This window comes from Paenibacillus sp. MBLB1832 (assembly GCF_032271945.1).
In the GTDB taxonomy this organism is placed as follows: domain Bacteria; phylum Bacillota; class Bacilli; order Paenibacillales; family NBRC-103111; genus Paenibacillus_E; species Paenibacillus_E roseopurpureus.
Genome location: NZ_CP130319.1, coordinates 1,343,394 through 1,368,196 on the forward strand (window position 1 = coordinate 1,343,394; position 24,803 = coordinate 1,368,196).

Genomic DNA, 24,803 nt, shown 5'->3' on the forward strand with positions numbered 1-24,803 from the left:
ACAAGGGGGATTGTTCCAGATGACGAATTCGGTTCTGATTGTAGAGGATGAGCCTTGGCTGCGCAAGGAATTGATAGAGATGATCGAGAGGACCGGCTCCTGTAAAGTCATTGCTGAAGCAAGAGATGGTGAAGAAGCGTGGAATATCATTCAGGATACTTGGCCGGCCATCGTGATCACGGACATTATGATGCCCAAGAGAGACGGCCTTTGGCTCGTGACGCAGATCGGTACGCAGCGTCTTCCGATTCAAACCATCATCGTGAGCGGTTACGATAACTTTAATTATGCGCGAACCGCCATGCGGTATGGCGTAAAGGAATATTTGCTAAAACCTCTTCAGCAGGAGGAATTGCTTAAAGCGCTGGAACGAATATTGGTACAAATCTCAGAACAAGTGGATTGGCAGAAATATGTAAGAATGATCGAAGATTATGTAGACGGTCTGGCTTTGTGGAATGAGGAGACTTCCACCGAAAAATTGAGTCAGCTTTATAGAGAGTTGGATGTTATTAAGCACATCAACTCAGAATTACGACTCGGCCTCTACCGGATTGTGATAGATAAATTAAGTAACCTTGTCGATTCGTCGGCGTTGGCTACCCCACTCGCCATTAACGAGACGTTTACCGATGAACAGCTACACGCGCAGATCCGGCAGCACATCTTACGAGTAAAGGCACATATGGACAAGGCTGTGAGTCTAAACGCCAAAGTACAACCCAGCCCGATGGAAGCGGTATGTAAGCTGATTGACAAGCAATTCCGCCGCACCTTTACCTTGGACGAGATGGCCGAGCTTACCCAGCGCAGCGTATCCCGATTCTGCAGCGAATTCAAGCGATATACGGGAAAAACCTTCATTAACTATGTCAACGGTGTCCGACTGGACAAGGCGAAGGAGCTCCTCCTGATGCCAGACCTGCGCATTTATGACGTAGCCGACCTAGTGGGATACACCACCCTATCATACTTTAACCGTATGTTCAAAGAGGCGGAAGGCATGTCGCCAAATGAGTTTAGGAAGTTACACGGTCTATGATGAATCGGTACTCGATTCGCCTCAAGATGGCCGCCGCTTTCCTGCTGATTTGCGTCATTTCCGTTTCTTTGACGGGTACGCTTCTCTACAACCATTACAAGCAATCCGCGATCCGCGATTTTCAATTGACATCATCAGACGCGACAGACCGCATCGCTTTCCACCTCGAGTATTATTTGCGCCAAACGATGCAGTCCACTTGGAATATGCTTGGTGAAGCGGATATGCAGAAATTCCTCGTTAACGAGAGTACAAGCGATGGAGAGAAAAACACGGTTCAGGAAATGCTGAGGCGTTACCGCGCCTTTAATTCCGTATCCGTGAGCGGCGTCCATATTCTGAAGGAGAATGGAATGTTCGTTTCGGTGGCGGATCAGGACTTGAGCGTTCGCAAGTCCTCATTTTTGCGGGAGCGCTTTCAGCTCAGAGAGATGGATTATCAATTTTTCGCGTATCAGAATTTCTATACCAATAAACCTGAAACAGCTATCAGCATGTCCATCCCCGTTTATAACCTGACCAACGGCCGACTATCTGGTCGACTGATCCTTGATCTCGATATGAATCCGATTGAGGACATCGTCAGTCGAGCGCCCCTCGGGCAGAAGGGTCACTTCTACATCATCACGACGAGCAATCAGATGGTATTCCACCAGGATCGTTCCATGATTGGTCAGACCATGGACACCGTTCCGGAGCTGAGGAACCTGAGGCTGGATAACTTTCCTCAATTCGGTCTTCAGAAGCTGAACGGGAAACAGGTATTGGTCGGAGTCAGCCCGGTTAGTCGAACGGATTGGAGCATCGTCTATGTCATTCCATTCTCTTCTTTCGCGAGTGGTTTACAAACGATCAAGTATTATACGCTTGGGGTCATTGCTGCGATTTCTTTCGTAATTCTGATCATCGTTCCGTTCGTCGCCACACGATTCGTCCGCCCGATCCGTCAACTGATGCAGCTTCATGAACGAGTGGAGCGCGGGGATTGGGACATTGAGGTTGAGTTCGTGCCTGGCAAGGATGAGTTTCAGCTGCTCAGACGCCGTTTCTATCTGATGACGAAGCGGCTGAAGCGGCTGATGGAGACAGTCACGGACTTGCGACTAGGACAGCTGCAGCTCCAGCTGCAGCAGAAGGAAGCCTTCCTACAGGCGCTTCAGAACCAGATCAACCCGCATTTTCTGTATAATACGCTGGGGATCATTAAGAGCATGGCTTTCATGGAAGGTAACGAGAATATCGTTCAGATGACACAATCACTTGCTCAATTTTATAGGTATACGGCGAAGATGCAACATGTTGAGGTTACGCTGCGGGACGAGCTTGACCACCTCAAGCATTATCTAGATATCGCTCATTTTCGATTTCAAGAGGACTTCGTCAGTGAGATGATTATTAACGAAAAATACATGAGCTGCCGGGTGGTGAAGCTGACCTTGCAGCCGCTCGTGGAGAATGCGGTCAAATATGCGATCGAACCTAAAGGGGGCAAGGGAACCATTCGGTTGAATGCCTATCACACGGATCAGAAACTAATTATCGAAATTTTTAATAGTGGAGAAGGGATTGAACAAGACGTTCTGCAGCGGTTAAAAGAGAAGCTGAAAGAGGTATCCGACCACCCTACCGGCTATGCCGGCGAACAAGGACTCGGACTTGCGAATGTTCACGCAAGGCTCATTCTCCAATATGGTGAGGGTAACGGAGTGTACCTAGAATCCTTTCCTAATCGAGGAACGGTCGTGACCGTCATCTTGCCGTTCAAATCTGCATCCTGACAAAACAAATACAATTCTGCGTTCGTGCAGGATTGTATTTGTTTTCTATAAGATAGTATCGGGTGTTTCGATAGGATTCTGCCTTTTTCGCTAGGATCGTGGATTCCGAGTTTGCATCGCATGAGATAAAGTAAAGATGTCAACAGATTGAACAAAAGAGAGGGGAAGTTACACCATGAATAAAAAATGGATTAAAGGGATGCCGGCTTTGATGCTCGCCACCGCCATGCTGCTATCCGCTTGCGGTAAAGACAGCACCTCAGGTACTAGCACGGCTTCGCCCAGTACGAACGCCAAGGAAAGCGCCAAGCCGGCGCAGAAGCAAGTAGAGCTTCGCGTAATTAACTGGCGGGTAGAGGACAAGGCGTTCTTCGACGACATGCATGCCAAGTTTGAAAAGGAATACCCGAACATCAAGATTAAGTACGACACTGTCCCATCCAAGGACTACATCCAGCTTCGTCAAGCCCGGATGGCAGTCGGCGAAGTAGACGTTGTCTCAGAGCTGTACAATCGTGTGCTGCTTACGCCTGAGCTCCGAGACCAATGGGTAGATCTCAGTAATCAGAAATTCCTGCAGGGCTTCAATAAGGGGATGCTGGACATCCATTCCGCTGACGGCAAAGTATTGGGTCTTCCGTGGAACGCAGCCGGATTAGTCGTTTTCTATAATAAGAAAATATTCGCGGATAACGGCCTCAAGGAGCCGACGACATGGTCGGAATTCAAAGGCGAGATCGAGAAGCTGAAGGGAGCTAAAATCACTCCGTTCATGGAAGGTGGTTTGGACGCATGGCCTGTCCAGCAGATTGTGCATGGACTAGAGCCGGCGATCGTTCGCGGAACGAATCCGGACTTCTACGGCAAGAACAACGAAAACATCAAGAGCGAGAAGAGCAAATTCAGCGACGCGTCATGGCAAGAAGTGTTTGATAAGTTCAGCTATCTGGCGAGTAACTTCCAGCCGAACTCGGCAGGTCAAGCCTACAGCCAAGCGCCGGCATTGTTTGCTCAAGGGAAGTCGGCTATGACCATCGACGGCACGTGGAGCTTGCAGCAGATGCAGCAGGCAAATCCGCAGCTTGAGATCGGGTCGTTCTTCCTTCCAGCTACCGATAATGTGGAGCAGAATAAGGTACAGTATGTGAAAGCAGGAGGAGCGTACTTCATTCCGAAGAACTCCCCGAATCAGGAAGCTGCACTAAAATATCTGGAATTCTTCGCACGAAACGATGTGTATCAGAAGTACATCGATGACTTGAAATTCTTGCCAATCAAAGATGGAATTAAGGTATCCGATCCCGCTGCTAGCGACATCGCGGCCAAGATGGCCAAGTTGAAGGGTGCATCTTCCTTCACCGAGCTTGTGTCTGCCGGGATGAAGTATGATCTGAACGTACTTTCGAAGGTGTCAATAGGCGAACTTAAGGCCGCCGATGCAGGTAAGGAGTTCCAAAAGATTCTGTTGGAGACTAAACCGAACTGGAAATAATCTTGAACGAACGGGGACTTGTCGAGGAAATGTCGTCAGGTCCCCGTTTGTAATCCCAACACAGACACTACTGAATCGGAAAGGAGTGGGAGAGATGACTCATACGTCAACACGCTTGTGGGCGTGGCTGGCCGTCCTTCCTGCTATGCTGTTATTCCTCTGCTTCAAGGTTTACCCCGCGGTCGGAACCTTTATTTTCTCGCTTACGGATTTCAGGGGAAATATCAACAATTTTCATTGGGTGGGCGTAGAGAATTATCATAAAGTCATTACGCTGAATAAGAAAGAATTATGGAATTCCATTAGGATTTCGCTTACGTTTTCGTTCGGAGTTACACTTGTTCAAAATGTGCTCGCGATCGCTCTTGCCGTGCTAGTCAATATGAAGCTTCGATTGCGTAACTTTTACCGAGCGGTTATCTTCATGCCGAACGTGTTGGGTGTCGTCATTATCGGCTTTCTATGGAAGCTGATCTTCGATCCGTATTCGGGACCAGTGTCGTTATTCTTATCGTGGTTTCATATGAATTCGGCTCTTCTCGGCAGTAAGGATGCTGCTTTGCCGTTGGTGATGTTCATTCAGCTATGGGCTTCTGTTGGGTATGCGATGGTCCTTTACGTGTCCGGTTTGCAGGACATCCCCGAGCATCTCTATGAGTCCGCATCCATCGATGGGGCTACCGGTTGGAAGAAGTTCCGCTATGTCACCCTTCCGATGCTGCAGCCGATGATCACTGTCAACTTGATGCTCAGTATAATTGGTTCACTAAAGGTGTTCGATATTATTATGATTCTGACGAACGGAGGTCCTGGACAAGCAACGACGACCATTGGTCTGTATGCGTTCCAGAGCATCTTCTCCGCTAACGAGTCGCAAGGATTTGCATCAGCACTCAGCATTCTGCAATTCTTGTTTATTCTCTTCTTCGCTGCGATTGCGCAGTTCATATTGCGAAGAAGGGAGGCGCAGCTGCAATGATGCGACTTTCCCTCCGCCATTCGGCGGCAAATTTGGTTCTATTCGTAACCTCGCTGATATTCTTGCTTCCGACTTTGATAATTGTCAACATTGGTTTGAAGTCCAATCAGGAATTTCTGAAGTATCCGGTAAAACTCGTGGAAAGCGTGCACTGGGTCAATTTCTCCAAGGCATGGAAGCAGGCTGATATGAGTACTTATTATACCAATTCGATTATTTATGCGGTCGGAGCCGCTGCACTCACCTGCATCATCGCAGCAATTGCTGCGTTCCCGCTAGCTCGCCGTCATGTGCAGGGAGCCAATTTTATTCTAGGCTTGATCGCGTTGACGTTATTTTTGCCTGACGGGATTGTGCCGACCCTGTTTCTTATGAAGAAAATTGGATTTATGAATACGACGTATGGGTTCATTTTGCTGGAAACAGGTCTTAGTCTCTCCCTAGCCGTATTTATCTTGAACGGTTTCATTCGAAGCATCCCGATTGAGCTCGACGAAGCGGCCAACATGGATGGATGCGGTTATTTCCGCTATGTCTTTACCATTGTCATGCCGATGATGAAGTCTGCTCTAGCGACTGTTTTCATGCTCAAAATGATTACGGTTTGGAACGATTTCATCAATCCGTATATGTACTTGACAGACAAAGATAAGCGTCCCCTCACTAGCGGCTTGTATATGTTTATTGGTGAATTCTCAACGGACTGGACGGTCATGGCGGCTGGAATAGTCATCGTTGCGCTGCCACTGATCCTAGTGTATATCTTCATGCAGCGGTTTATCATCTCGGGCTTGAGCAGCGGTGCGGTGAAGGGATGATGTTCTAGTATCAGAGGGGGAAGGTGGCGATCCTGCCTTCCTCTTTATTCATGAAAGGTGGTGGATAACGATAAGATTTGTATGCGCTTACAAATAAGATCGAGAAGTTGCTTCTAATTAAAAGAAAGGTAGTGAACAGATGTTTACTCGAATGAAAAAAGGTATGTTGCTTATGTTCACCATGATGATTGTAACCTCTCTGCTTGGTATTCATATCACCCCGGTGCAGGCCGCCGACCAATACGATACGATCCGTGACAAATGGAAGGTCATGCTGACTGGCGGGACAGGGATCTCGATAACGGACACCGATATTGCGGCCAAGATTACCGCCATCACGAATCAAGCGTCTACCTGGCAATCCAGTATCGTACGCACCAGCACGCGTTATCAGGTCTGGAACGACCTTGGCTATCGTTACGATACGGCCAACATTACGAAACATTACCAGCGCATTCGGGACATGGCGCTTGCTTATTCCACTACGGGGTCCTCTTTGTATGGAAATGCTTCGCTTAAGACAGATATTTTGGATGCGTTAGAGACGGTTTATACCCAAAAGTATAACGAGACTTTCGTGAAGAGCGGAGCGAGCGGCTGGTACGATCTCGAGATCGGCGCGCAGCTGCCATTCTTGGATACGCTTTCTCTGATGTATTCAGATCTTGCGACCGCTTATCCGGACCGCTTAACGAAGTATTTGTCCGCGCTCGAGTATTTCGCTAGTTATGACGACGGGACAGGTACCTTGGTTTCGGACCCCGGCAAATATGGGAATGGGGGCTATATCTCCACGGCGGCCAACCTAGCCTGGAAGTGCGAGGTAGAGGCGAAGAGAGGGATTATCACCAAAGATTCGGCAGCCATTCAAGAGGGTGTTTCGAAGATATCGGGCATTTATGACTATATTGACGGAACTGGCGCGGATGACGGCTTCTTCACCGACGGATCCTTTATTCAGCATCATTATTTTGCTTACAATGGCGGGTACGGGAATGCGATGCTGTCTACAGCGGCCACGATGTTCTATTTGTTTAATGGGACCGCTTGGGATGTGATGAATTCCGTTAACACCGTCTATGACGCCGACTACGTTCATGTCTTCGAATGGGTCTTGAATGGTTACAAGCCATTTATATATAAAGGCGATATGATGCCGATGGTGATGGGGCGGGACATCTCTCGCTACTCCAACGATAATCATTACCGAGGCCATAATGTGATCAGCAATGTCGTGCGGTTAGTCCAATCGGCTCCTACTGCTTATAATGCGGATTTTAAAAGCTTAATTAAATATTGGATTCAGCAAGATACCTACAGCAGCTTCTATCAAGATGCAGGTACATCGGTTTGGACGATCACCAATGCGAAATCCATCGTATCCTCGGCTGCATCGCTGATTGCTTCGGAATTTTACAGTCAATTCGCTAACATGGATAAAGCAGTAGCATTCCGTTCGAATTTTGCACTCGGTATCAGCATGTTCTCGAACCGAACCAAGCCGTTCGAGTCGATTAATGGAGAGAATAAAAAGGGCTGGCATCTGTCCGACGGCATGACCTATTTGTATAATGCCGACCTTGGGCAATTCAGCGGCGATTACTGGCCGACTATCGATTCCTATCGTTTGCCGGGGACGACGGTGGAGCAAGCGTCGGAGCCTGCCGGTAATCAGGGCTCCAAGAGCTGGGTAGGCGGAGCATCTTTACAGGGCACATACGGAGTTTCGGGCATGCAGCTCAAACCATCCGGTCAAACCTTAAACGCCAACAAGTCCTGGTTCGTTTTCGATGACGAGATTGTTGCCCTCGGATCCGGAATTACTAGCACGGATGGGAAAACGATCGAAACCATCGTGGAGAACCGTAAGCTGAATAGCAGCGGGAATAACGCCCTTACCGTAGGCGGTACGGCGAAATCGACGACGCTCGGATGGAACGAATCCATGAGCAATGTAACTTGGGTGCATCTGGCCGGCAGCGTGTCCGGCAGCGACATCGGGTACTATTTCCCAGGTGGAACGAGTCTCAATGGACTTCGCGAACAACGATCCGGTTTATGGAACGACATCAACACGAACAGTGCCTTCCAGACGAGCGGAACGCGAACGAACAACTTTCTTACGCTCTGGATGGATCACGGAGTGGATGCGGCAAGCAAGAATTCTTACTCCTACGTGTTGCTGCCTGGTATGACCAGTTCCCAGGTGAGCAGCTATGCTAACAATCCTGCGATTACGATCTTGGAAAACTCTACAGATGCTGCTGCGGTTAAGGAAACCGCGCTAGGGTTGACGGGAATTACATTCTGGAACGATATCAACAAGACCGTAGGCGGGATTACGAGCAATAAGAAGGCTGCCGTAATGATGAAAGAAACCTCGTCTGATTTGGAAATTTCCGTCTCCGATCCGACGAATGCCAACACAAGCGCCATCCAGCTTGAGTTAGCTCAGTCTGCCGCTTCAGTTCTGACCGCCGATCCCCGAATCACAGTTACCCAGCTGAGCCCGACAATTAAGCTAGCGGTCAATGTGAGCGGAGGTTTAGGCAGATCGTTCTCCGTGAAATTCAGTAAGGGAACCTCGGCGACGACAACGATTGTGGATGACTCGAACGCTTCCATCACCTACAGCGGCTCTTGGACCCATACAAGCGACGCGAATTTCTATAATGCGACCAAGTCCGTAACGGGCACAACGACAGTAGCGGGAACCGGCAAAGCGACATATACGTTCACCGGTACGACGGTCCGCGTCTACGCCAAGAAGCTGGCTGGCGGCGGGATGGTCGATGTGAAGGTAGATGGGGTGTCGCGAGGAACGTTCGACACGTACAGCTCAACCGACGTTTACAAGGCCAAGGTATTTGAGCTAACGGGACTGACCAGCGGCTCCCATACGATCGAGCTGAGTATGAATGCCAGCCATAACAGTAGCGCAACCGCTTATTATTTCGGTTTTGATTATTTCGAGTATGTGAATTAACGTCAATGTATTTGTACAGCTCATTTCGGTCAATGCACCGTTATGAGCTCTCTTTATGTCAGAATCGCTTTCTGTTCATATTCTCAAGATATTTGACATTAATGGGGAGTAAATGGAAGGTTGTAAACGCAACAGGAACAACAGTTACAGCCTTGCTTGCAGAATCCGAAGGCGAATTCGACCGCGCTGCGTTTGATCGTGATGAGGAAGATGACTTAGAATTAGCGAGTGCATAATAAGGGGAAATAGAAAAGACGAGCGACACCTGGGGTGTTCATTCGTCTTTTTTTATATGGGGGTGTGGAGGAACGCCGCTAACCAACGTCTGCCTATGGAGGTGTCTACTTAAGTGAAAGTGGTCTTTGTCCTGAATTCCATCAGACTAAAGGTCGCCATCATTAGTACGTTTCCTGCTTCGCTGCCGCTGCATGCGTACCCGCCGTATAACCTGAAGAAAGAGCAGCCGTAATGTTGTACCCACCGGTATATTCGTGAATATCAAGGACTTCGCCACAGAAGTATAACCCATTCATAAGCTTGGACTACCCCTTGCGCAGTCCCTTCCTTTTATAAGCCTCAACCCGATACTGCTTCGGGGTCAGCCCCGTCTCCTTTTTAAACACATGAAAGAAATGCGAGATATCGCCAAAGCCCGTGGCGGATGCAATGTCGGTGACCGTCTGGTCACTCTCCATAAGCAGCCGTTTCGCCGCATTGAGGCGATACTCCGTCAGAAACTGGCCGATGGTCGTGCCAGTTGTTTCCTTAAACAACGTAAACAGCTGCGAACGAGACACTGGGAAGCGCAGTACGAGATCCTCAATCAGAATGTTCTCCTGATAATGACCAATCAAATAGGCGAGCACATCGCCGATCAGCTGCGGATCATCACGCTTGATCGCTTGCGAGGCCGCATCCTTTTGCAAAGGTAGAAGCTCCAAGAAAAATGCACTAATTCCTCGCAGCACGGCCAGCTCATAAAGTGAATCTCGCGCAGCAAGATACTGCGTCAGCTCGGCAAGAATTGTCTGCATGACATGTAACTGCTGCGGCGTGAGGAAATAATGACTTGCATCGGCGTGCCCCTCGGCAAGCAGACGAGCAATGGAAAGATCAGATACATGGAACATGTCATGCAACCTCTCTAAATAAGACTCATCGAGCGAGAGGACGTACCGATGGAATTCTAAACTCCGTCCATGATAAGGACGATGCAGTACTTTCGGATGTATGATCGTTAAGCTGCCTGCGTGGAGCGGGAAGAGTCGATCTCCAACAAGGTAATGGCCAGATCCTCCCACAACAAGATAAATTTCATAACCGTTATGGGAATGGAGCAGCGGCTGCTCCAAAGGTATAGTTCGATATTCACAATGAACGGGATACTCCGTCAGAAAATGATTCGTATAATCGTCGATCGCAAAGTTGGCAGACGTCTCCGTCACATTCAAATCGTTTTCGTGCACGAATACTCACGTCCTTCCTATATTCAGCAGCCTACTTGAACCAGCCCTTTTTCTGAAACCATGCAAACATTCCCAAGCCGATGGCGATCATGAGGAGCAGGACGGTATAATAGCCCCAATGCCAATGCAGCTCAGGCATATAGGTGAAATTCATCCCGTACAACCCTGCAATAAACGTTAACGGCATAAAAATCGTGGTAATGACCGTTAAGGTTTTCATAATGTTGTTCATGCGATTCGAGTTGAGTGAAATATAACTGTCTCGAATATCCGCCGTAATCTCCCGATTGGAATCAAGCATCTCAGAAAGCTTGAGCAGATGGTCATGAATATCAGTGAAGAAGACAAGGTGCTCACGAATCTGTTCGATGCGTTCCGTACTGATCAGTCGGTACAGAAGATCGCGCATCGGGACGATGGTGCGGCGCAATTGAAGCAGTTGGGAACGAATTTCAAAAACTTCATTCATCAACGTTTCAATCGCTTCGGCTTTCATCGAGTTCTCGATGACATCGAGCTGATCCTCAATTTGGTAGACACTTGGGAAGTATTGATCGACGAGGTTGTCCAGGACGAGATATACGGCATAGATTTGGCCTTGGTTTCGATTGTTTTCATGGGCGGTAATTCGGCTCCAGGCATCCTCAATTTCACGTGATTCATGCAAATGGAAAGTCACGATGTAGTTTTTTCCCAGGAACATATCGACTTCTTCTGCCTCTAATGTTTTGGAATTAATGGCATGCATAACGAAAAAATCCACATCCGCATAATGATCGATTTTGGGCCGTTGCAGGAGATAGAAGCAGTCTTCGATCGCAAGTGGGTGAAAATGAAAATGATCCTTCAGCTTCGAGGCTTCCTGCTCATTCGGATTATGGAAATCCACCCAGTACCAGAGGACGGATGGATCATGAAGTTCTTTAAGCGTGAGATCGTGAACGACCGAGTAATCGGTCTTGACAGCAAGCGTTCGTATCATGGAAATGGCTCCTAGTACTTTAATTTCAATATAGGCATTTGCATCATTTTACCATACAATGAGGAAAGAACAGAAGGGAAGAGGTGGGGGAATGAAGCTCTCCGTTTGTGTGGACGCCGTGTACAATAGGCGTGATTTCAAGGAAAGTGTTCAGGAGCTGCGAGCGATCGGCTATCAAGCGATTGAGTTCTGGTCCTGGTGGAATAAGGATATCGATGCCGTTGCGGATGCAGTGGAGGAAGCAGGAGTTACGGTTGTAACATTTTGCACGAAATTCGTAAGCTTGGTTGATCCCGAACAACGCACGACGTATATGGAGGGGCTTTCTGAATCGATCATGATTGCTAAGCGGCTAAATTGCCATCAACTCATTTCACAAGTGGGACAAGAGCTGGCGGGCGTGTCTAGAGAAGAGCAGACCCAATCCTTAATTGAAGGGTTGAGAGCATGCGTTCCGCTTTTGGAAAAAGAGGGCATTACGCTGTTAATAGAGCCGCTGAACACGCATGTAGATCATGGCGGGTACTTCTTGGCTTCCTCCGAAGAAGCATTTCGCATCATCAGAGAAGTGGCAAGCCCGAACGTGAAAGTACTGTACGATGTGTACCATCAACAAATTACGGAGGGCAATTTGATTGCCGCCATCCGTGATAATATCCAGTGGATCGGCCATTTTCATGCGGCAGGCTGCCCAGGCAGGCACGAACTGAATGAAGGAGAGCTGAATTATGAGGCGATCTTCCAAGCCATTAGGGAGACAGGTTATACCGGCTATATGGGACTCGAATATTTCCCGAGAGCCGAACCGCAGGTTGGCTTGCAAAGTCTGATCAAATGAATAATATTTGTAACACAACTGGAACATTCCCGTTACAGTCCTCTAACATAGGCAGGGTATTATAATAAACAAGACCCCCTTTTTTAATATAAACTTTGGACTTGGCCCCGTTGGTCAGGTCATTTTTTTTGACAAACCCCACGAAAACGCTGCAACAACATAGACCCGCTGACTTTCAGGGTATTGAATGCACACGTGATTGACAATGTGCCGAACTGCCCAAATAGAAATAATTTCAGCCGCTTGTGGTTAATATATCCAGGTGGACGAAACAGAAGGAGGATGCACATGGATAACGCAACAACCCTGTACGAGAAGCTCGGTGGAGAAGAAGCCATTTCTGCCGTAGTGAATTACTTTTATGAGCTGGTATTAGCAGATGAGACGGTGAATCACTTTTTCGCCAAGACGGATATGGAGAAGCAGCGCAAGCATCAGACGAAATTTATTAGTTTTGCGCTAGGAGGACCCAATCAGTACACAGGAGCATCGATGTCCAAGGCACATGCAGGCATGAATTTGCAAGAGGAGCATTTCCAAGCAATCGCGACGCATCTGCATGATGCTCTGGCACATTTTAACGTAGGTGCTGATGAGATCAATCAGGTGCTGGCTAAGGTATCGACGCTGAAGGACGATGTATTGCATAAGTAAGTAAAGTGCCAATTTCCCATAAGGACTGCCTTCCAGTGAACTTTTCTACGAAGAGGCAGTTTTTTTGCGTCCAGATTTGCAGATGGCTTTCATTTTGATAAAATATGTCGAGTATAGAACGATAATTGACCAGCTCGCTGGCGAGCGAAGAGAGGGGCTACTGTTACATGGGTGCCGAAATCGAAAGAAAATATTTATTGCCTGCATTCCCTGAAGCTGAGGTAGCGCGGGGGGAGCTCACTTTCATATCGAAACAATATATTTATCAAACCTATCTGGCCTTCTCCGATGATCAGGAAATTCGCGTGCGGAAGCTTGTAGACAGCTCAGGGGAAGCGCACTATACACATACCTTCAAGTCCGGTCATGGAATGGTGCGGGAGGAAGTCGAGTATGCCATTACTGCGAGCATTTATGAGCAGTTACTCGAACGCACAGGCTTGATTCCGTTAGAGAAGATTCGAACGACGCTGGAAGCAGGCGGGTTTACATGTGAGATCGACGAGTACAAGCAAATTGAGCTGGCCGTTGTCGAGGTCGAGTTTGCCGATGTGCAGGAAGCGCAAAGTTTTGCTGCACCATCTTGGTTCGGCAGAGAGCTAGGCGCTGAAGAAGAATTCCGTAACAAGTCCATGTGGGTGAAATTGCAGAAACGTTAAATGTAAGCGCCAGAAAACCTCAAATTGGAAGATTCATTAGCGAAGTATGAGGAAAAAAAATGGTTCCTTAAAACTAAGAATAGAAGTATACCAACATTTCATAGCTAAAATGAAGATATGGTAAAACTTATATTTGGAATTGCGAGGGACTCCCATGAATCTTATCCACTACTATCGGCAACAGTTTCTCGAATTAACAAGTCAATTTGAGCAAACGTGGGAAGAGGAGCCATTTTACAAAATCGGTTTCCTCTGGTATTCGTATGCGAACGCGGCATACAAAGAAATATTTCAATTGACACAGACAAGTCAGGATCCCCTGTATCTGGTTTATGCGATAGAGCTGTCAGCTTCTTATAAAGAAACGAGCATCGGCGATGTCATTAAACAAGCAACGTCAGCTTATGAGCTTGCCTGTTACGTGTTTCCAGACAAGGTCATGGTGACAGCGTCAGTTTCAACCGAAGACTTGAAGCAAACTTCGTTAGGTTTCATTAATCAAGCTCGAGCCGAGATGATTGACCATGTGTTCTCAGCGATTCAAATTTAAGATGAAAACGTATAGACCTAAAATTACACAGATTTCGCTGATCAGATCCGAGTTCTTCAGCGCGAAGCAGATTGGGTAGCTGCCAAACGAGCTGCCCATACGTTCATCGGTGTAGCAGGCAGCTTGTCCGCTACCGCGTTGTATGACAAAGCGATGAAGCTGCAATGGTTCAATAACAGCAATAGCCGTTCCTTGGCAATCCGCTCAAGTAGGGAGCGATGCATTAGAACGGCTATTTTTCAAACATGATGCTGCGGATCAGGCTAAACGCCGCTATCCGCCATAAATCCATCGTTGACTGGTATGGTTATCGAGAAACGACGAGATCTTGGACCTTTTTCCAAGCGTCTAATTGCTTCTCTAATTGTGTTACTAAGGCAGTTACGTCTTCCTTGAACTTTTCCTTCTCATGCTCATTCAACTCCGTTTGTGCCAGTTGAAGCTCACTGCTGGATGGAGGAGATGAGATCGCATTGAGTACTTGTTGCAGTTGAACTTGCAGAGGATGGTTCGTACCGACGCTAGAAGTTTCCGTTCGCGGAGTGGCGGGTGTATCGTGAACTACCGCAGCAGTCTCAGTCTCAGCTGCACCAACAACAGGAGGCACCACTGCGTTAGCCTGTACAACCTCATCGACGGGCATGGCCGCCTGTCTGACCTTCTCCGCCTTAGCAGGTGCTTTGACCGATGCAGGCTTGGCCCGTTCTGCCCGATTGTTCTGGAACGTGGACCACGTCTCCACTAATTCAGGACCAGATTTGTAGAGCAGCTTGCCTTTAATCGTCTCAGAGATGTCCTTATCTTTAAACATCTTCGCGATCTTCTTCACGTCGCTGACAGGCATCTCATCCCGAGCCATAATGAGCGCAAGCGGGTCGCGATGCTCGATCGGCAGATCCTTCAGCGGCAGCAATTGATCTTCTGTAAGTTTATCTTTACGGATCTCCGTTCCACTGACGATTAGTTTCTTCACTGCGTTGCCAAATTTCAATAGATCGCATTTATTTTTGATGTAGGCTTCAGGCTTGCCAAGCTTGCCCGAAAGGTATTTCACGGATGAACTAAACTTGGCATCATGCAGCAGTTTATGGAACGCTTCCCCTTCCTCGATCGGAGAGAAACCTTCGCGCGTCAAATTCTCGGCAATTTGCTCCAGATAGATTTCCATCTCATTTGTGACGTTCGAAACGATGCAGGGCATTGAAGGAAGTCCAAGCATGCGGCTGGCTTTATATCGACGGTTGCCATAAATAATTTTGTAGCGTTGATCCGCGGTTGTACGTACCTTAATAGGCGAAAGCAGACCGATTTCACTAATACTTTTCATTAATTCTTGCAGTGCTTCTTCATCGAATTGATAACGCGGTTGATCAATATCTTCATCGATAAGACCCATCGGAATTTGTTGAATGTCCATGTCCTTTTCTCCATTCGTTCAGAGTAAACTAGCTTCATTATATATCAAGGTTGGAGGTGTGGGAATGTTCATAATAAAAACATTGCAAGGAAGGGAGGAGAGATGAAATAATAGAGGAAAGATGTCGAAAAATATTATATGTCTACTACCTGCCTTAGATAGGAGTCTAACCGTATGAACAAAATGAAGTATGCCATCTTAGCTCTCATCTTTGTCCTTTTATTTACTTCATCCGAATCGGTACTCCAAACGTATAAGACGTCTTTAATCAAAGAACTCCAAATTACAGAGAGCGCTCAGTTGTCAGCCAAAGCGGTAGCCCTGCAGTCTGTGATTAACCGCAACTTTAATTTGATGGTCAGCCTTGAAGCGTATGTAAATTCGGAAGACTGGCGAAATAAAGACGATCAGCAAGTTCATGCTTACTTGGAGGCGCTGTACACAGGTGCACAAGCATCTGCTTTTAATCTGATCATTGCACCGCAAGGCATTATGAAATATGTGTTCCCTAAAAAGGGGAATGAAAGCATAATCAACTGGAATCTGCTCACAGATCCTCGTCAAAATGTACAAGAACAAATAGCACGCGGTCTGGAAACGCGGAAGATGACCACGAATGGACCATTCAAGCTGCTTCAGGGTATCAATGGGCTGGTCGCTCGTAAAGCCATCTATCAGAATGGCTCGTTCTGGGGATTTGTTTCCGTAGCGATTAACGTAGACCACTTGTTGCTTGAATCAGGTATTTTGTGGAATGAAACCGTAGGACTTCAGTTGGCCATACGAACCCCAGGCATGCCTGCCTTCTTTGGTGACAATGAGATATTCGTAGGGGCGCCGATGACAGCCGTTATCGATCTTCAGGACACCAAATGGGAGATCGCAGCTTCGCCTTCCCTCGCTGCGATTAACGTGATCAACAAGCAAATCCTCGTTGTTCGATGTGCCATTCTGTTCATCCTTATCCTAGGATTGATCTTTATTCTATACATCCTCCGGCAGCGTGACCGGTTAAGTCAGAAAGTGAACGAACGCACACAAGAACTGCAAGTGGCCAATGATGACTTAACCGCAGCAAACGAAGAGCTGATCGCAGGTCAACAAGAGTTGCAGGAGTCTACGAAACGCATGCAGGAATCAGAAAAACTCCTATCCTATATGGCCTACCATGATGTACTGACAGGCATACATAATCGGGCGCATTTTCAGACAATTCTAGAAGAGCAGATTGCCTCAGATGTGACGAAACACACGCCACAGTCACGAGCCGTCTTGTTCTTCGATCTAGATAATTTCAAAATGGTGAATGATTCACACGGCCATCATACGGGAGACAGCATGCTGCAAGAAGTGGTGCACCGTGTGCAGCAATCCCAGTTGAAGTGGCATACCTTTGCACGCTTCGGTGGAGATGAGTTCGCCATCTTGCTGGAGGATTGTGCGAATGAGGCGGAGATCGAAGCATTTTGCGAGGGGCTGATCGATGTATTGAAGCCGCCATGCGTGTTGGAGGAGCGATCGTTTTTCATCAACATAAGTATCGGCATCGTGCAATATCCGAAAGGTGGCACGACTTGGGATGCGTTATTGAAAAATGCGGATATCGCGATGTATATGGCGAAGAAAGAGAGCGGAAGCTCCTACACCTTCTTCGATCAGAAGATGGCGCAGCAGTCCATACTGAAGCTGGAGATGGGCAATCATCTCCGTCAATCCCTAGAGCGTAACGAACTCGAAATCGTGTATCAACCGCAAATCGACTGTGAACAAGGAAAAATCGTTGGTGTGGAAGCACTGTTGCGTTGGAACCACACGAACAAGGGTTACATATCGCCTTCGGAATTCATTCCACTGTCTGAGGAGCTTGGCCTTATCGTTTCTATGGGCGAATGGGTATTACGCGGCGCATGCTGGCAGATGAAGGAGTGGCATAACTTGACTCAAGTGCCGCTGACCATATCTGTTAATATTTCGGTCAAACAGTTAAGCGATGAGCGCTTTGTGGACAAGGTGATTGCGATTTTGGCGGAAACAGGGCTGGAAGCACGCTATTTGGAGATGGAAATTACAGAGAACGTCGCGATGCAGGACGAGCAAATCGTCGTGCTTCATCGACTGAGAGAACTAGGCATTGCCATTTCCGTGGATGATTTTGGTACGCACTATTCCTCCTTGAGCTACTTGAAAAGGTTTCCCGTAACCAAAATCAAACTAGATCAATCCTTCGTCCGCGATGTACAAATTGATGGCAAAGATCGTGCGATGATCAAGGCGATCATCTCGGTTGCAAATGCGTTTCAGCTGCAGATGATTGCAGAAGGCGTAGAAACCGAGGAGCAGGCTAGCTTCCTGGTAGCCAATGGCTGTAATCAGATTCAAGGCTATTATTTCTATAAGCCAATGAGGGCCGAACAGCTGCAAACTGCCCTGCAGGAAGATTTGCATCGAAAGTTTGCCTTCATGGAAGCCGATTTCATGAGTCATATCTAGATAAAACAAGAGGTGTTCCCTTACCATGACGGTATAGGAACACCTCTTTTCAATTAAAGCGCGACGATTTGCTTTTCCTTATTTTCGAAATAGACCCAGTGTTTAAAGCCAATTTCCTTCAATGCAGCGCGAACCTCGTCCCAATCGTCGGCAACTCGACTCGGAACATGAGCGTCGGAACCGAAGGTAACTTCGACCCCATGATACAGCGCCCGCTCAAGAATTTCGTGAGAAGGGTACCAGCCGCCGACATCTTTCGTTTTACCCGACGTATTGATTTCGATGGCAACGCCTGATTCACCTATAATTTGCAGGGTCTCGTCTACTTTAGACGTGGCAATGTCAGAGAAAGCAGGATAGAAGCCCTTCATGGCATCAATGTGCCCAAGAATGTTGAACATGCCCGAGCGTGCGGATTCAGCAATGAGTCGGTAGTACTCTTCTTTGTGAGTAACCTTTTCCGTTTCGTTCAATTTCTTCCATCGGTTGCGGTTGAAGATGCTGACGCCGCCAGAGAGATGGACAGATCCGATGATATAGTCAAATGGATATTTGGCGTACTCTTGGCGATAAATGTCCACGTGCTCAGGGAAGTAATCCGACTCCACGCCAAGCAAAACTTTAATTTTGCCAGCGTACTCTTTCTTGAGCGAAAGTACTTCTTCGATGTATCGTGGAAACTCACTTTTCGCCATGGCGATGGCGGGTTGCGCGCGATCCTCGGCGCTTCCAAAGTAGGGCGAGTGATCGGAAATACCGATGACTTGCAGTCCGCCTGCAATCGCAGCCTCAATATAATCGCGTATCGTTGCTTGCGCATGTCCGCATCGTTCATGATGCGTATGTAAATCGAATTTCATTTGCATAGCCTCCTAAACGTAAGTGATAGTTGGGGGTCAACGCTTAACTTATTCTGAACCGAGAAATTGTGTTTCCGGCATGCCTTTAAGATCCCGTAGAAACTGCTGCATGGCATTATTTAAGTAACGTCCTGACTTATATACTACGCCGACTGGATGGGTAATATCCAATTCGTTGACTTTCACCATTTTCAATGAGCCGTGCCGTATTTCATCTGCGACAGATAGCTTGGAAATAATCGCAACACCGAGGTTTAGCTCCACCATCCGCTTGACTTCCTCACTGCTGGACAACTCCATCACAATATGGGGGGAGACATCATAAGTTTTAAAAATTTGATCAACGAAACGCCGTCCCGCGGTCTCTGGTGAGAGCATGATAAATGGAATGTTACGCAGCTTCTCGATGGATAAATGTGTAAAGCGGGCCAGCGGATGATGCGTAGAGACGATTAATTCGAAATAATCGTAATACAAGACCGATGTTTCCAACGCTGGGTTTTTCTCGAATAAATAAGTAATCCCGATATCAATCTGGCTGCTCTCCACCGAAGTCATGATTTGTGAAGATGGCATGGAGTGAATCGTTGTTTTGATCAGCGGGAATTGGTCTTGGAAGTAGGAGAGCACTCTGGGCAAAATCTGCATAGCAATCGAGGTTGTTGTTCCGATATGGATATGACCCTGCGGTGTTTGACTAAGGTCCGACAACCGCTGTTTCAGATCATTCGTAATCCGTAATATTTTCTCGGCATGCTCTAAAAATAGCTTCCCGCTATCCGTTAATGTCACTGGCTGATTGCGATCAATGAGAACCGTGCCGAATTCGTCTTCGAGACTTTTGATTTGGGCGGAAACGGCAGGTTGGGTTAAGTTTAGAATTTCGCCAGCTTTCCGAAAGCTCATCGTCTTCGATATCGTGAGCAGCGTTTCTAACTGGTTCATATTCATACGATTACCTCCCCCTTGTAGAATGTGGAAACAAATAAATTTTATCGAAATTGTAAAGGGTATAAAAAGCTTTTGTAACTTTATTATATGACAGGAAGAGCTTGGTAAGCAACTTATCGTGAGGTCAGTTAGACGACAAAAAAGAAGGTGTCCCACAATCGTCATGAAATGACTGGGGGACACCTTCTTTCTGATGCGCCGCCGCTTGAGCGGAACGAAGGCGGGTATTTTAGCGCCCACTAAAGGCGTTAATCCAGGTCTAGCGTGTTAATTCATCGACAGAGCGCTCGCCTGCCCCGTTAAGGCCCGAGAAGGGCATTAATGTGGGGACAATCCTCCAGTTTGGAATTTCAGGGTTTCATGCACAGCGACTGCGGCGCAATCAAAGCATCACTTAGGAAGCAGAATGGGGGGGATTTTCCTCTAAAGCTATCTTACCAGCCGACGCTCACAGCAGCGAGATGAAGTGCGGCAAATCATTGCAGATCAGGTCTGGCGTCAAGCCCGCCGACGCCAACTGCTCGTGCACATTGTCTGGCGTGGCTACGCCCGTCAAGACAAGGGCTGTTCGACACCCCGCCATCGCGCCTCCGCGGATGTCGGTGTGCACGTTATCGCCGATGACCCAGACATCGGCGGCAGGCAGACCGAGCCGCTCAATGGCGTACGCCATAATGATCGGCGAAGGCTTCCCGATCACCACCGGCTCCACGCCAGAGGCGGCGGTGATCGAAGCGGCCAGGGTGCCCGCCCCTGGCATCAACCCGCCATCCGACGGCAGCAGCCTGTCGGGATTGGTTAAGACATAGGTCGCGCCATGACTCAAATGGCGGACCGCGGTCGTCAGCTTCTCGTACGAGAAGCTGCGATCAATGCCTTGGACGACGTAATCCGGCGTCGTCCCTTCCTCAAAGCCGGCTGCGTCCAGCGCGATCCGCAGACCAGCTTCGCCGATGATGTGCACGCGCTTCCCTGCGCGCTGCTCGGTCAAGTACTGGGCGGCCGCTTGCGAAGACGTGTAGACGGCCGCTGCAGGCACCTCCATGCCGAGCGCTTGCAGATGCTCGGCAACCTGCTCAGGCGTACGGGACGAATTGTTCGTCACGAGCAAGTAGGGCAGCTGCTCCTGCTGGAGCCACTGAAGAAATTCAGCAGCGCCAGGAATAGGCTCGTGCCCTCTATACAAAGTCCCGTCTAAATCAATAAGAAATCCGTTCATCCTGTTGCGACTCCTTTAACTTGGTAAGTCGATGTGGGAAGGGTAATCTCGACGATCGTTCCTTCATCTAACTTACTTTGAATATTCATATAACCGCCGTGAGCCTCAATGATCCGATAGCAAACCATCAGGCCAAGGCCAGTTCCTTTCTCCTTCGTACTATAGAACGGTTCGCCGAGTTTGGGAAGACGTTCGGGCGCAATGCCGCAGCCTTGATCGGTGAATCGAACGATTAAGTGGCTGTCCTGTCCGCTTAATTCGACTTGAATGCGCAGCGTTCCGCCATGCGCCATGGACTCTAGCGCATTTTTCATTATATTAATAAAAACTTGCTTAATTTGATGTTCATCACAAGTAACAGGGGGAAGATCAGCACTCATTTGGGCTTCAATCTGAATGTTGTCAAGCAAGGCTTGCGGTTGCAGCAATTCTATGGTACTCATTACAATCGTTTCTAGAGATCCTGTCACGAAATGAGTTGCCTGCGGTTTGGAGACGAATAGGAATTCATTGACGATAAATTCAATCCGTTGTAGTTCTTTTTGCATAATCTCAATGTAGTACATCTCTTTGGAGGAAGAGGTCTTGAGCAGCTTCAGAAATCCTTTCAACGCTGTAAGCGGATTACGAATTTCATGGGCAACCCCTGCTGCCAATTGACCCACAGCCGATAGCTTATCGGATTTAATTAGCAGCTCCTGGGTTCTCTTTAATTCCGTAATATCGTTGAAAGTGATGACTGTTCCGAGCAGTTGGCCGTTCCCGTCCAACATCGGGCTGGACATATACTCAACAGGGAAACGGGTGCCATCCTTTTTCCAGAACATATCTTCATTCACAATCGAACCTTCGCGATGCAGCATCGTGTGGACGATCGCATTTCCCTCGGTTGTCGCGAAGGTGTCATCACTCGCTACAGGGTGAATGAGGTTATATATGCGTTGACCCAGCATTTCATCCACTTTCCAGCCCGTAATAGCTTCCGCTGCTTTGTTCCAAAAAATCGTACGGCCATTCCGGTCGATGCCATAAATGCCTTCCGTCACAGAATTTAATATGAGTTGATTCTGCTTATAAAGCTTATCGATCTCTTTCTTCTGCTCTTTCATCTCCGTCAAATCTTTCAGTATCGCATAAACGCCAATGATTTCATTGTCAACCTTCGTTGGAACGAAAGTGACATGAGAGGAAATGGGTGTGCCATTCTGATGCAGGAACGCGGCCTCAAAATTTTGCGGCATGCCAGATGAGGCTACTTGAAAGTGATGTAACGTTTTGAGCAAATCTGGCGGATGGATCATAGGTAAAAAAGAAGCCGATTTAGAGGATTCTGGCGTCAAACCAAGCAGACTTTCCAGTCCATCATTGGCTGAAAGCATATCGCCATCCAAGCTAAACGAAATGATTGAATCTGGATGATTGTCGAAAAGGGATTTATAGCGTTGGGCAGACTCAGAAAAGGTTGTCTCACGGGAGTAAATCAATTTCACTCCTAGGTAGGAGAGTAGGAGTAATGTGCCGAATACACTTATATCAAGCGCAATTCTAGCGGTCGAGTTGTGTTGGAACAGCGATAAAGAATGAAAACCAAACAAATCCACACCGACAAGTGTCAGTGCACTAGCAAGGTAAATGGTCAATTTTCTCTTATAAGCAGCAGGGGGATTCAACGTCATTGACTTTCAACTCTCCTTTCAGAGACTCTTCTCTAGTTTAACAGGAATAGACATGAAATTGTATAATTTTCCATCATTTTATCATGATATTTGCAGGACGATGCCGTTTCTTGCTACGACTTGACATTTTTAGTATGAAGGTTGAAGTGGTAAGCTGTATGTGAGCAGATGGAACTATTTTTGTTAAAAAGACAGTATACTTGTCCCAAAATTTTAGGTATAATGTTGAAAAAGGTCGTTTTTCTGTGGAACTTATTCACAAGTGAGATCGGAGCGGAGCTATGAAGGCTGAGTACATTAATCCCTTTTTGGAGTCGGCTAGAATCGTCATCGAGCAAGTTGCTAACATTCGCCCAACAACAGGGCAGCTCGGCGTCAAAGACGTCAAATTTGTGGAAAAGTATATCTGGATTCAAATCGGGATGACAGGGCAAATGGAAGGGGACGTTGTCTTCGGATTAGCTGAGGATGTTGCTCTGAAAATGGTTTCCGCCATGATGGGTGGATTCGTCATCACGGAGATGGACGAGATGGGCAAGAGTGCCATTTCGGAGCTGGGTAATATGATTAGCGGTAACGCGAGCACGATGTTATTCAATCAAGGCGTTCGGGTAGATATCACGCCTCCCAAGCTAGTCCAATCTGCGAACGCAGCTGGTTTCACGCCCAAGAAAGCATTAACGATTCCATTAATCATGGATGGCATTGGCGAACTTGACATTCAAGTGTTAATTACGTAAATTAAGAAACAACAAGTGGAGTGCCGATTTCCAGGTAACTCCATTTTTTTTGTTGGAAGAGGGTTGAATCAAGTGAACATTACGAATAAAGTCGTCTTGATAACAGGAGCCTCCAGCGGCATCGGTGCTGTTATGGCGCAGCAATTTGCAGCGAAAGGCGCTGTCCCTATTCTGACGGCACGCAGCACGGCCAAATTGAAAGAAATTGCGTCGAAGATACAAGGCCGCCATGCCGTCTATGCGATGGATGTTACAAAGACAGACGAAGTGAATGAGGTCATCAAACAGATTATGGAGGATTTTGGCCGCATCGACATCCTCATTAATAATGCAGGATATGGCATATTCGAGTCGTTTGTCGGCGCTCCGCTTGAACATTTTGAAGATATGATGAATGTGAATTACTTGGGGTTAGTTCGCTGTACGCAAGCGGTATTGCCTCATATGCTGCAGGCTGGAAGCGGCCACATTGTTAATATTGCCTCGATGGCTGGCAAGATTGGATCGCCGAAATCCACAGGCTATTCCGCAACGAAGCATGCGGTTCTCGGCTTTACAAACAGTCTACGGCAAGAACTAGCACGTTCAGGAGTATCCGTTACCGCGATTAATCCTGGTCCGATCGAGACACCCTTCTTCGACAAAGCGGATCCAAGCGGGAACTATGTGAAGAACATCGCTTGGTTTATGCTGAAGCCGGAGAAGGTGGTGAAGGAGCTCATTCATGCGGTTGAGAAAAACATTCCCGAGAAAAATCTTCCTTTCGTCGCAGGCTTTGGTGTGAAGTTGTTCCACCTGTTTCCTCGCCTGTTCGATAAGCTGGCTACAGGCATAATGAACAAAAAATAAGCGGTTCCCCGTCAAGCGTGTGGGGCCGCTTTTTTTTCACATCATTTTATTCCTTCTCGGGTTTCTCGGCTTGTTTCGCTTGGTTGAGCGCGCGAATTTCCTCGAAGATACGGCGCATCTCCGCTTTGCTTTCGGGGTGCGATTGGTTCCAATGCGAGGCTAGCGCAGGTAATGCCTTATGTACGTGGTTATAGAACGCCCACACTTTAATTTTCTCGATCATTTCCGGCGAGGTGTCCCCCGTTATTAATTCCGCTGTTTTGGCAACCAGGGTGTTGAATTCATTCTCGAAATTACTAGACATTGACGTCATCCCTTCGGATGGATATTGGGGTAGTAGAGCACTTTTAGTGTAAT

At 47.6% G+C, this 24,803-nt stretch carries 23 protein-coding genes and 1 pseudogene; 14 read left to right on the plus strand and 10 right to left on the minus strand.

Annotated features, from left to right (window positions below; genetic code table 11):
- The first annotated feature begins 19 nt into the window (after positions 1-19).
- The 7 genes from MJB10_RS06145 to MJB10_RS06175 all read left to right on the plus strand — a co-directional run bounded on the left by MJB10_RS06145 (position 20) and on the right by MJB10_RS06175 (position 9,331).
- The gene (locus MJB10_RS06145; protein WP_314802627.1) at positions 20-1,042 is read left to right on the plus strand and encodes a response regulator transcription factor; all 1,023 of its coding nucleotides are present in this window, start codon (positions 20-22) and stop codon (positions 1,040-1,042) included.
- Positions 1,039-2,820: a sensor histidine kinase gene (locus MJB10_RS06150; RefSeq protein ID WP_314802629.1), complete on the plus strand. Its 1,782-nt coding sequence runs from the start codon at positions 1,039-1,041 to the stop codon at positions 2,818-2,820. Before MJB10_RS06145 ends, MJB10_RS06150 begins: the two co-directional genes overlap by 4 nt.
- A gap of 175 nt (positions 2,821-2,995) precedes the next feature.
- Positions 2,996-4,312, plus strand: a complete 1,317-nt coding sequence (locus MJB10_RS06155) for an ABC transporter substrate-binding protein (RefSeq protein ID WP_314802631.1) — start codon at positions 2,996-2,998, stop codon at positions 4,310-4,312.
- A 94-nt stretch (positions 4,313-4,406) separates the two neighbouring features.
- A complete protein-coding gene (locus MJB10_RS06160) occupies positions 4,407-5,291 on the plus strand; it encodes a carbohydrate ABC transporter permease (RefSeq protein WP_314802632.1) in 885 nt (294 codons plus the stop codon).
- Positions 5,288-6,109 (plus strand): carbohydrate ABC transporter permease, encoded by an 822-nt coding sequence (locus MJB10_RS06165; protein ID WP_314802634.1) that lies wholly within the window; start codon positions 5,288-5,290, stop codon positions 6,107-6,109. Before MJB10_RS06160 ends, MJB10_RS06165 begins: the two co-directional genes overlap by 4 nt.
- 151 nt (positions 6,110-6,260) lie before the next feature.
- Positions 6,261-9,095 carry a polysaccharide lyase family 8 super-sandwich domain-containing protein gene (locus MJB10_RS06170; RefSeq protein ID WP_314802636.1) on the plus strand — a complete coding sequence of 945 codons (2,835 nt, stop codon included), beginning with the start codon at positions 6,261-6,263 and terminating at the stop codon, positions 9,093-9,095.
- Between the two features lie 101 nt (positions 9,096-9,196).
- On the plus strand, positions 9,197-9,331 hold the full coding sequence (locus MJB10_RS06175) for a hypothetical protein (RefSeq protein ID WP_314802637.1): 135 nt from the start codon (positions 9,197-9,199) through the stop codon (positions 9,329-9,331).
- Positions 9,332-9,493: 162 nt separating this feature from the next.
- Here MJB10_RS06175 and MJB10_RS06180 read toward each other — a convergent pair.
- The 3 genes and pseudogenes from MJB10_RS06180 to corA all read right to left on the minus strand — a co-directional run.
- Positions 9,494-9,637 (minus strand): annotated as a pseudogene (locus MJB10_RS06180) (NAD(P)/FAD-dependent oxidoreductase); the annotation flags it as partial.
- Complete coding sequence (locus MJB10_RS06185) at positions 9,638-10,561, minus strand: helix-turn-helix transcriptional regulator (RefSeq protein WP_314802639.1); 924 nt, start codon at positions 10,559-10,561, stop codon at positions 9,638-9,640.
- 31 nt (positions 10,562-10,592) lie between these two features.
- Positions 10,593-11,543: a magnesium/cobalt transporter CorA gene (gene corA, locus MJB10_RS06190; protein WP_314802641.1), complete on the minus strand. Its 951-nt coding sequence runs from the start codon at positions 11,541-11,543 to the stop codon at positions 10,593-10,595.
- Between the two features lie 91 nt (positions 11,544-11,634).
- Between corA and MJB10_RS06195 the strand changes: the two genes are divergently transcribed.
- The 4 genes from MJB10_RS06195 (at position 11,635) to MJB10_RS06210 (ending at position 14,244) form a co-directional block, all read left to right on the plus strand.
- Entirely contained in the window at positions 11,635-12,381 is a 747-nt protein-coding gene (locus MJB10_RS06195) for a hydroxypyruvate isomerase family protein (protein WP_314802644.1), read from the plus strand.
- Between the two features lie 288 nt (positions 12,382-12,669).
- Complete coding sequence (locus MJB10_RS06200; protein WP_314802645.1) at positions 12,670-13,035, plus strand: group I truncated hemoglobin; 366 nt, start codon at positions 12,670-12,672, stop codon at positions 13,033-13,035.
- Between the two features lie 167 nt (positions 13,036-13,202).
- Entirely contained in the window at positions 13,203-13,694 is a 492-nt protein-coding gene (locus tag MJB10_RS06205) for a CYTH domain-containing protein (RefSeq protein ID WP_314802646.1), read from the plus strand.
- A 154-nt stretch (positions 13,695-13,848) separates the two neighbouring features.
- Complete coding sequence (locus tag MJB10_RS06210) at positions 13,849-14,244, plus strand: hypothetical protein (protein WP_314802647.1); 396 nt, start codon at positions 13,849-13,851, stop codon at positions 14,242-14,244.
- Positions 14,245-14,300: 56 nt separating this feature from the next.
- Here MJB10_RS06210 and MJB10_RS06215 read toward each other — a convergent pair whose 3' ends face one another.
- Positions 14,301-14,468: a hypothetical protein gene (locus tag MJB10_RS06215; protein WP_314802648.1), complete on the minus strand. Its 168-nt coding sequence runs from the start codon at positions 14,466-14,468 to the stop codon at positions 14,301-14,303.
- 83 nt (positions 14,469-14,551) lie between these two features.
- Entirely contained in the window at positions 14,552-15,661 is a 1,110-nt protein-coding gene (locus MJB10_RS06220; RefSeq protein ID WP_314802650.1) for a ParB/RepB/Spo0J family partition protein, read from the minus strand.
- Between the two features lie 174 nt (positions 15,662-15,835).
- Between MJB10_RS06220 and MJB10_RS06225 the strand changes: the two genes are divergently transcribed.
- Positions 15,836-18,151: a bifunctional diguanylate cyclase/phosphodiesterase gene (locus tag MJB10_RS06225; RefSeq protein WP_314802652.1), complete on the plus strand. Its 2,316-nt coding sequence runs from the start codon at positions 15,836-15,838 to the stop codon at positions 18,149-18,151.
- Positions 18,152-18,204: 53 nt separating this feature from the next.
- On the opposite strand, the gene MJB10_RS06230 is transcribed toward MJB10_RS06225, so the two are convergent.
- The 4 genes from MJB10_RS06230 to MJB10_RS06245 form a co-directional block, all read right to left on the minus strand.
- Entirely contained in the window at positions 18,205-19,011 is an 807-nt protein-coding gene (locus tag MJB10_RS06230; RefSeq protein ID WP_314802653.1) for a histidinol-phosphatase, read from the minus strand.
- A 48-nt stretch (positions 19,012-19,059) separates the two neighbouring features.
- Positions 19,060-19,962, minus strand: a complete 903-nt coding sequence (locus tag MJB10_RS06235; protein WP_314802655.1) for a LysR family transcriptional regulator — start codon at positions 19,960-19,962, stop codon at positions 19,060-19,062.
- A 448-nt stretch (positions 19,963-20,410) separates the two neighbouring features.
- On the minus strand, positions 20,411-21,181 hold the full coding sequence (locus tag MJB10_RS06240) for a TIGR01457 family HAD-type hydrolase (RefSeq protein WP_314802657.1): 771 nt from the start codon (positions 21,179-21,181) through the stop codon (positions 20,411-20,413).
- A complete protein-coding gene (locus MJB10_RS06245) occupies positions 21,178-22,857 on the minus strand; it encodes a PAS domain-containing sensor histidine kinase (RefSeq protein WP_314802659.1) in 1,680 nt (559 codons plus the stop codon). The genes MJB10_RS06240 and MJB10_RS06245 overlap by 4 nt, the downstream gene beginning before the upstream one ends.
- A 281-nt stretch (positions 22,858-23,138) precedes the next feature.
- Between MJB10_RS06245 and MJB10_RS06250 the strand changes: the two genes are divergently transcribed.
- Both MJB10_RS06250 and MJB10_RS06255 read left to right on the plus strand, forming a co-directional pair.
- The gene (locus MJB10_RS06250) at positions 23,139-23,597 is read left to right on the plus strand and encodes a chemotaxis protein CheX (RefSeq protein WP_314802661.1); all 459 of its coding nucleotides are present in this window, start codon (positions 23,139-23,141) and stop codon (positions 23,595-23,597) included.
- 72 nt (positions 23,598-23,669) lie between these two features.
- The gene (locus tag MJB10_RS06255) at positions 23,670-24,446 is read left to right on the plus strand and encodes an SDR family NAD(P)-dependent oxidoreductase (protein ID WP_314802663.1); all 777 of its coding nucleotides are present in this window, start codon (positions 23,670-23,672) and stop codon (positions 24,444-24,446) included.
- Positions 24,447-24,492: 46 nt separating this feature from the next.
- Here MJB10_RS06255 and MJB10_RS06260 read toward each other — a convergent pair whose 3' ends face one another.
- The gene (locus tag MJB10_RS06260) at positions 24,493-24,750 is read right to left on the minus strand and encodes a DUF2573 family protein (RefSeq protein WP_314802665.1); all 258 of its coding nucleotides are present in this window, start codon (positions 24,748-24,750) and stop codon (positions 24,493-24,495) included.
- Positions 24,751-24,803 lie beyond the last annotated feature (53 nt).

Bases quoted from the DNA above. Each gene is read 5' to 3' on its own strand.
- MJB10_RS06155 (WP_314802631.1), top strand. From the start codon at position 2,996: ATGAATAAAAAATGGATTAAAGGGATGCCGGCTTTGATGCTCGCCACC.
- MJB10_RS06225 (WP_314802652.1), top strand. From the start codon at position 15,836: ATGAACAAAATGAAGTATGCCATCTTAGCTCTCATCTTTGTCCTTTTA.
- MJB10_RS06160 (WP_314802632.1), top strand. From the start codon at position 4,407: ATGACTCATACGTCAACACGCTTGTGGGCGTGGCTGGCCGTCCTTCCT.
- MJB10_RS06165 (WP_314802634.1), top strand. From the start codon at position 5,288: ATGATGCGACTTTCCCTCCGCCATTCGGCGGCAAATTTGGTTCTATTC.
- MJB10_RS06145 (WP_314802627.1), top strand. From the start codon at position 20: ATGACGAATTCGGTTCTGATTGTAGAGGATGAGCCTTGGCTGCGCAAG.
- MJB10_RS06205 (WP_314802646.1), top strand. From the start codon at position 13,203: ATGGGTGCCGAAATCGAAAGAAAATATTTATTGCCTGCATTCCCTGAA.
- MJB10_RS06175 (WP_314802637.1), top strand. From the start codon at position 9,197: ATGGGGAGTAAATGGAAGGTTGTAAACGCAACAGGAACAACAGTTACA.
- MJB10_RS06250 (WP_314802661.1), top strand. From the start codon at position 23,139: ATGAAGGCTGAGTACATTAATCCCTTTTTGGAGTCGGCTAGAATCGTC.
- MJB10_RS06170 (WP_314802636.1), top strand. From the start codon at position 6,261: ATGAAAAAAGGTATGTTGCTTATGTTCACCATGATGATTGTAACCTCT.
- MJB10_RS06235 (WP_314802655.1), bottom strand. From the start codon at position 19,962: ATGAATATGAACCAGTTAGAAACGCTGCTCACGATATCGAAGACGATG.
- MJB10_RS06230 (WP_314802653.1), bottom strand. From the start codon at position 19,011: ATGAAATTCGATTTACATACGCATCATGAACGATGCGGACATGCGCAA.
- MJB10_RS06150 (WP_314802629.1), top strand. From the start codon at position 1,039: ATGATGAATCGGTACTCGATTCGCCTCAAGATGGCCGCCGCTTTCCTG.
- MJB10_RS06260 (WP_314802665.1), bottom strand. From the start codon at position 24,750: ATGTCTAGTAATTTCGAGAATGAATTCAACACCCTGGTTGCCAAAACA.
- MJB10_RS06210 (WP_314802647.1), top strand. From the start codon at position 13,849: ATGAATCTTATCCACTACTATCGGCAACAGTTTCTCGAATTAACAAGT.
- MJB10_RS06240 (WP_314802657.1), bottom strand. From the start codon at position 21,181: ATGAACGGATTTCTTATTGATTTAGACGGGACTTTGTATAGAGGGCAC.
- MJB10_RS06245 (WP_314802659.1), bottom strand. From the start codon at position 22,857: ATGACGTTGAATCCCCCTGCTGCTTATAAGAGAAAATTGACCATTTAC.
- MJB10_RS06195 (WP_314802644.1), top strand. From the start codon at position 11,635: ATGAAGCTCTCCGTTTGTGTGGACGCCGTGTACAATAGGCGTGATTTC.
- MJB10_RS06220 (WP_314802650.1), bottom strand. From the start codon at position 15,661: ATGGACATTCAACAAATTCCGATGGGTCTTATCGATGAAGATATTGAT.
- MJB10_RS06215 (WP_314802648.1), bottom strand. From the start codon at position 14,468: ATGCATCGCTCCCTACTTGAGCGGATTGCCAAGGAACGGCTATTGCTG.
- MJB10_RS06200 (WP_314802645.1), top strand. From the start codon at position 12,670: ATGGATAACGCAACAACCCTGTACGAGAAGCTCGGTGGAGAAGAAGCC.
- corA (WP_314802641.1), bottom strand. From the start codon at position 11,543: ATGATACGAACGCTTGCTGTCAAGACCGATTACTCGGTCGTTCACGAT.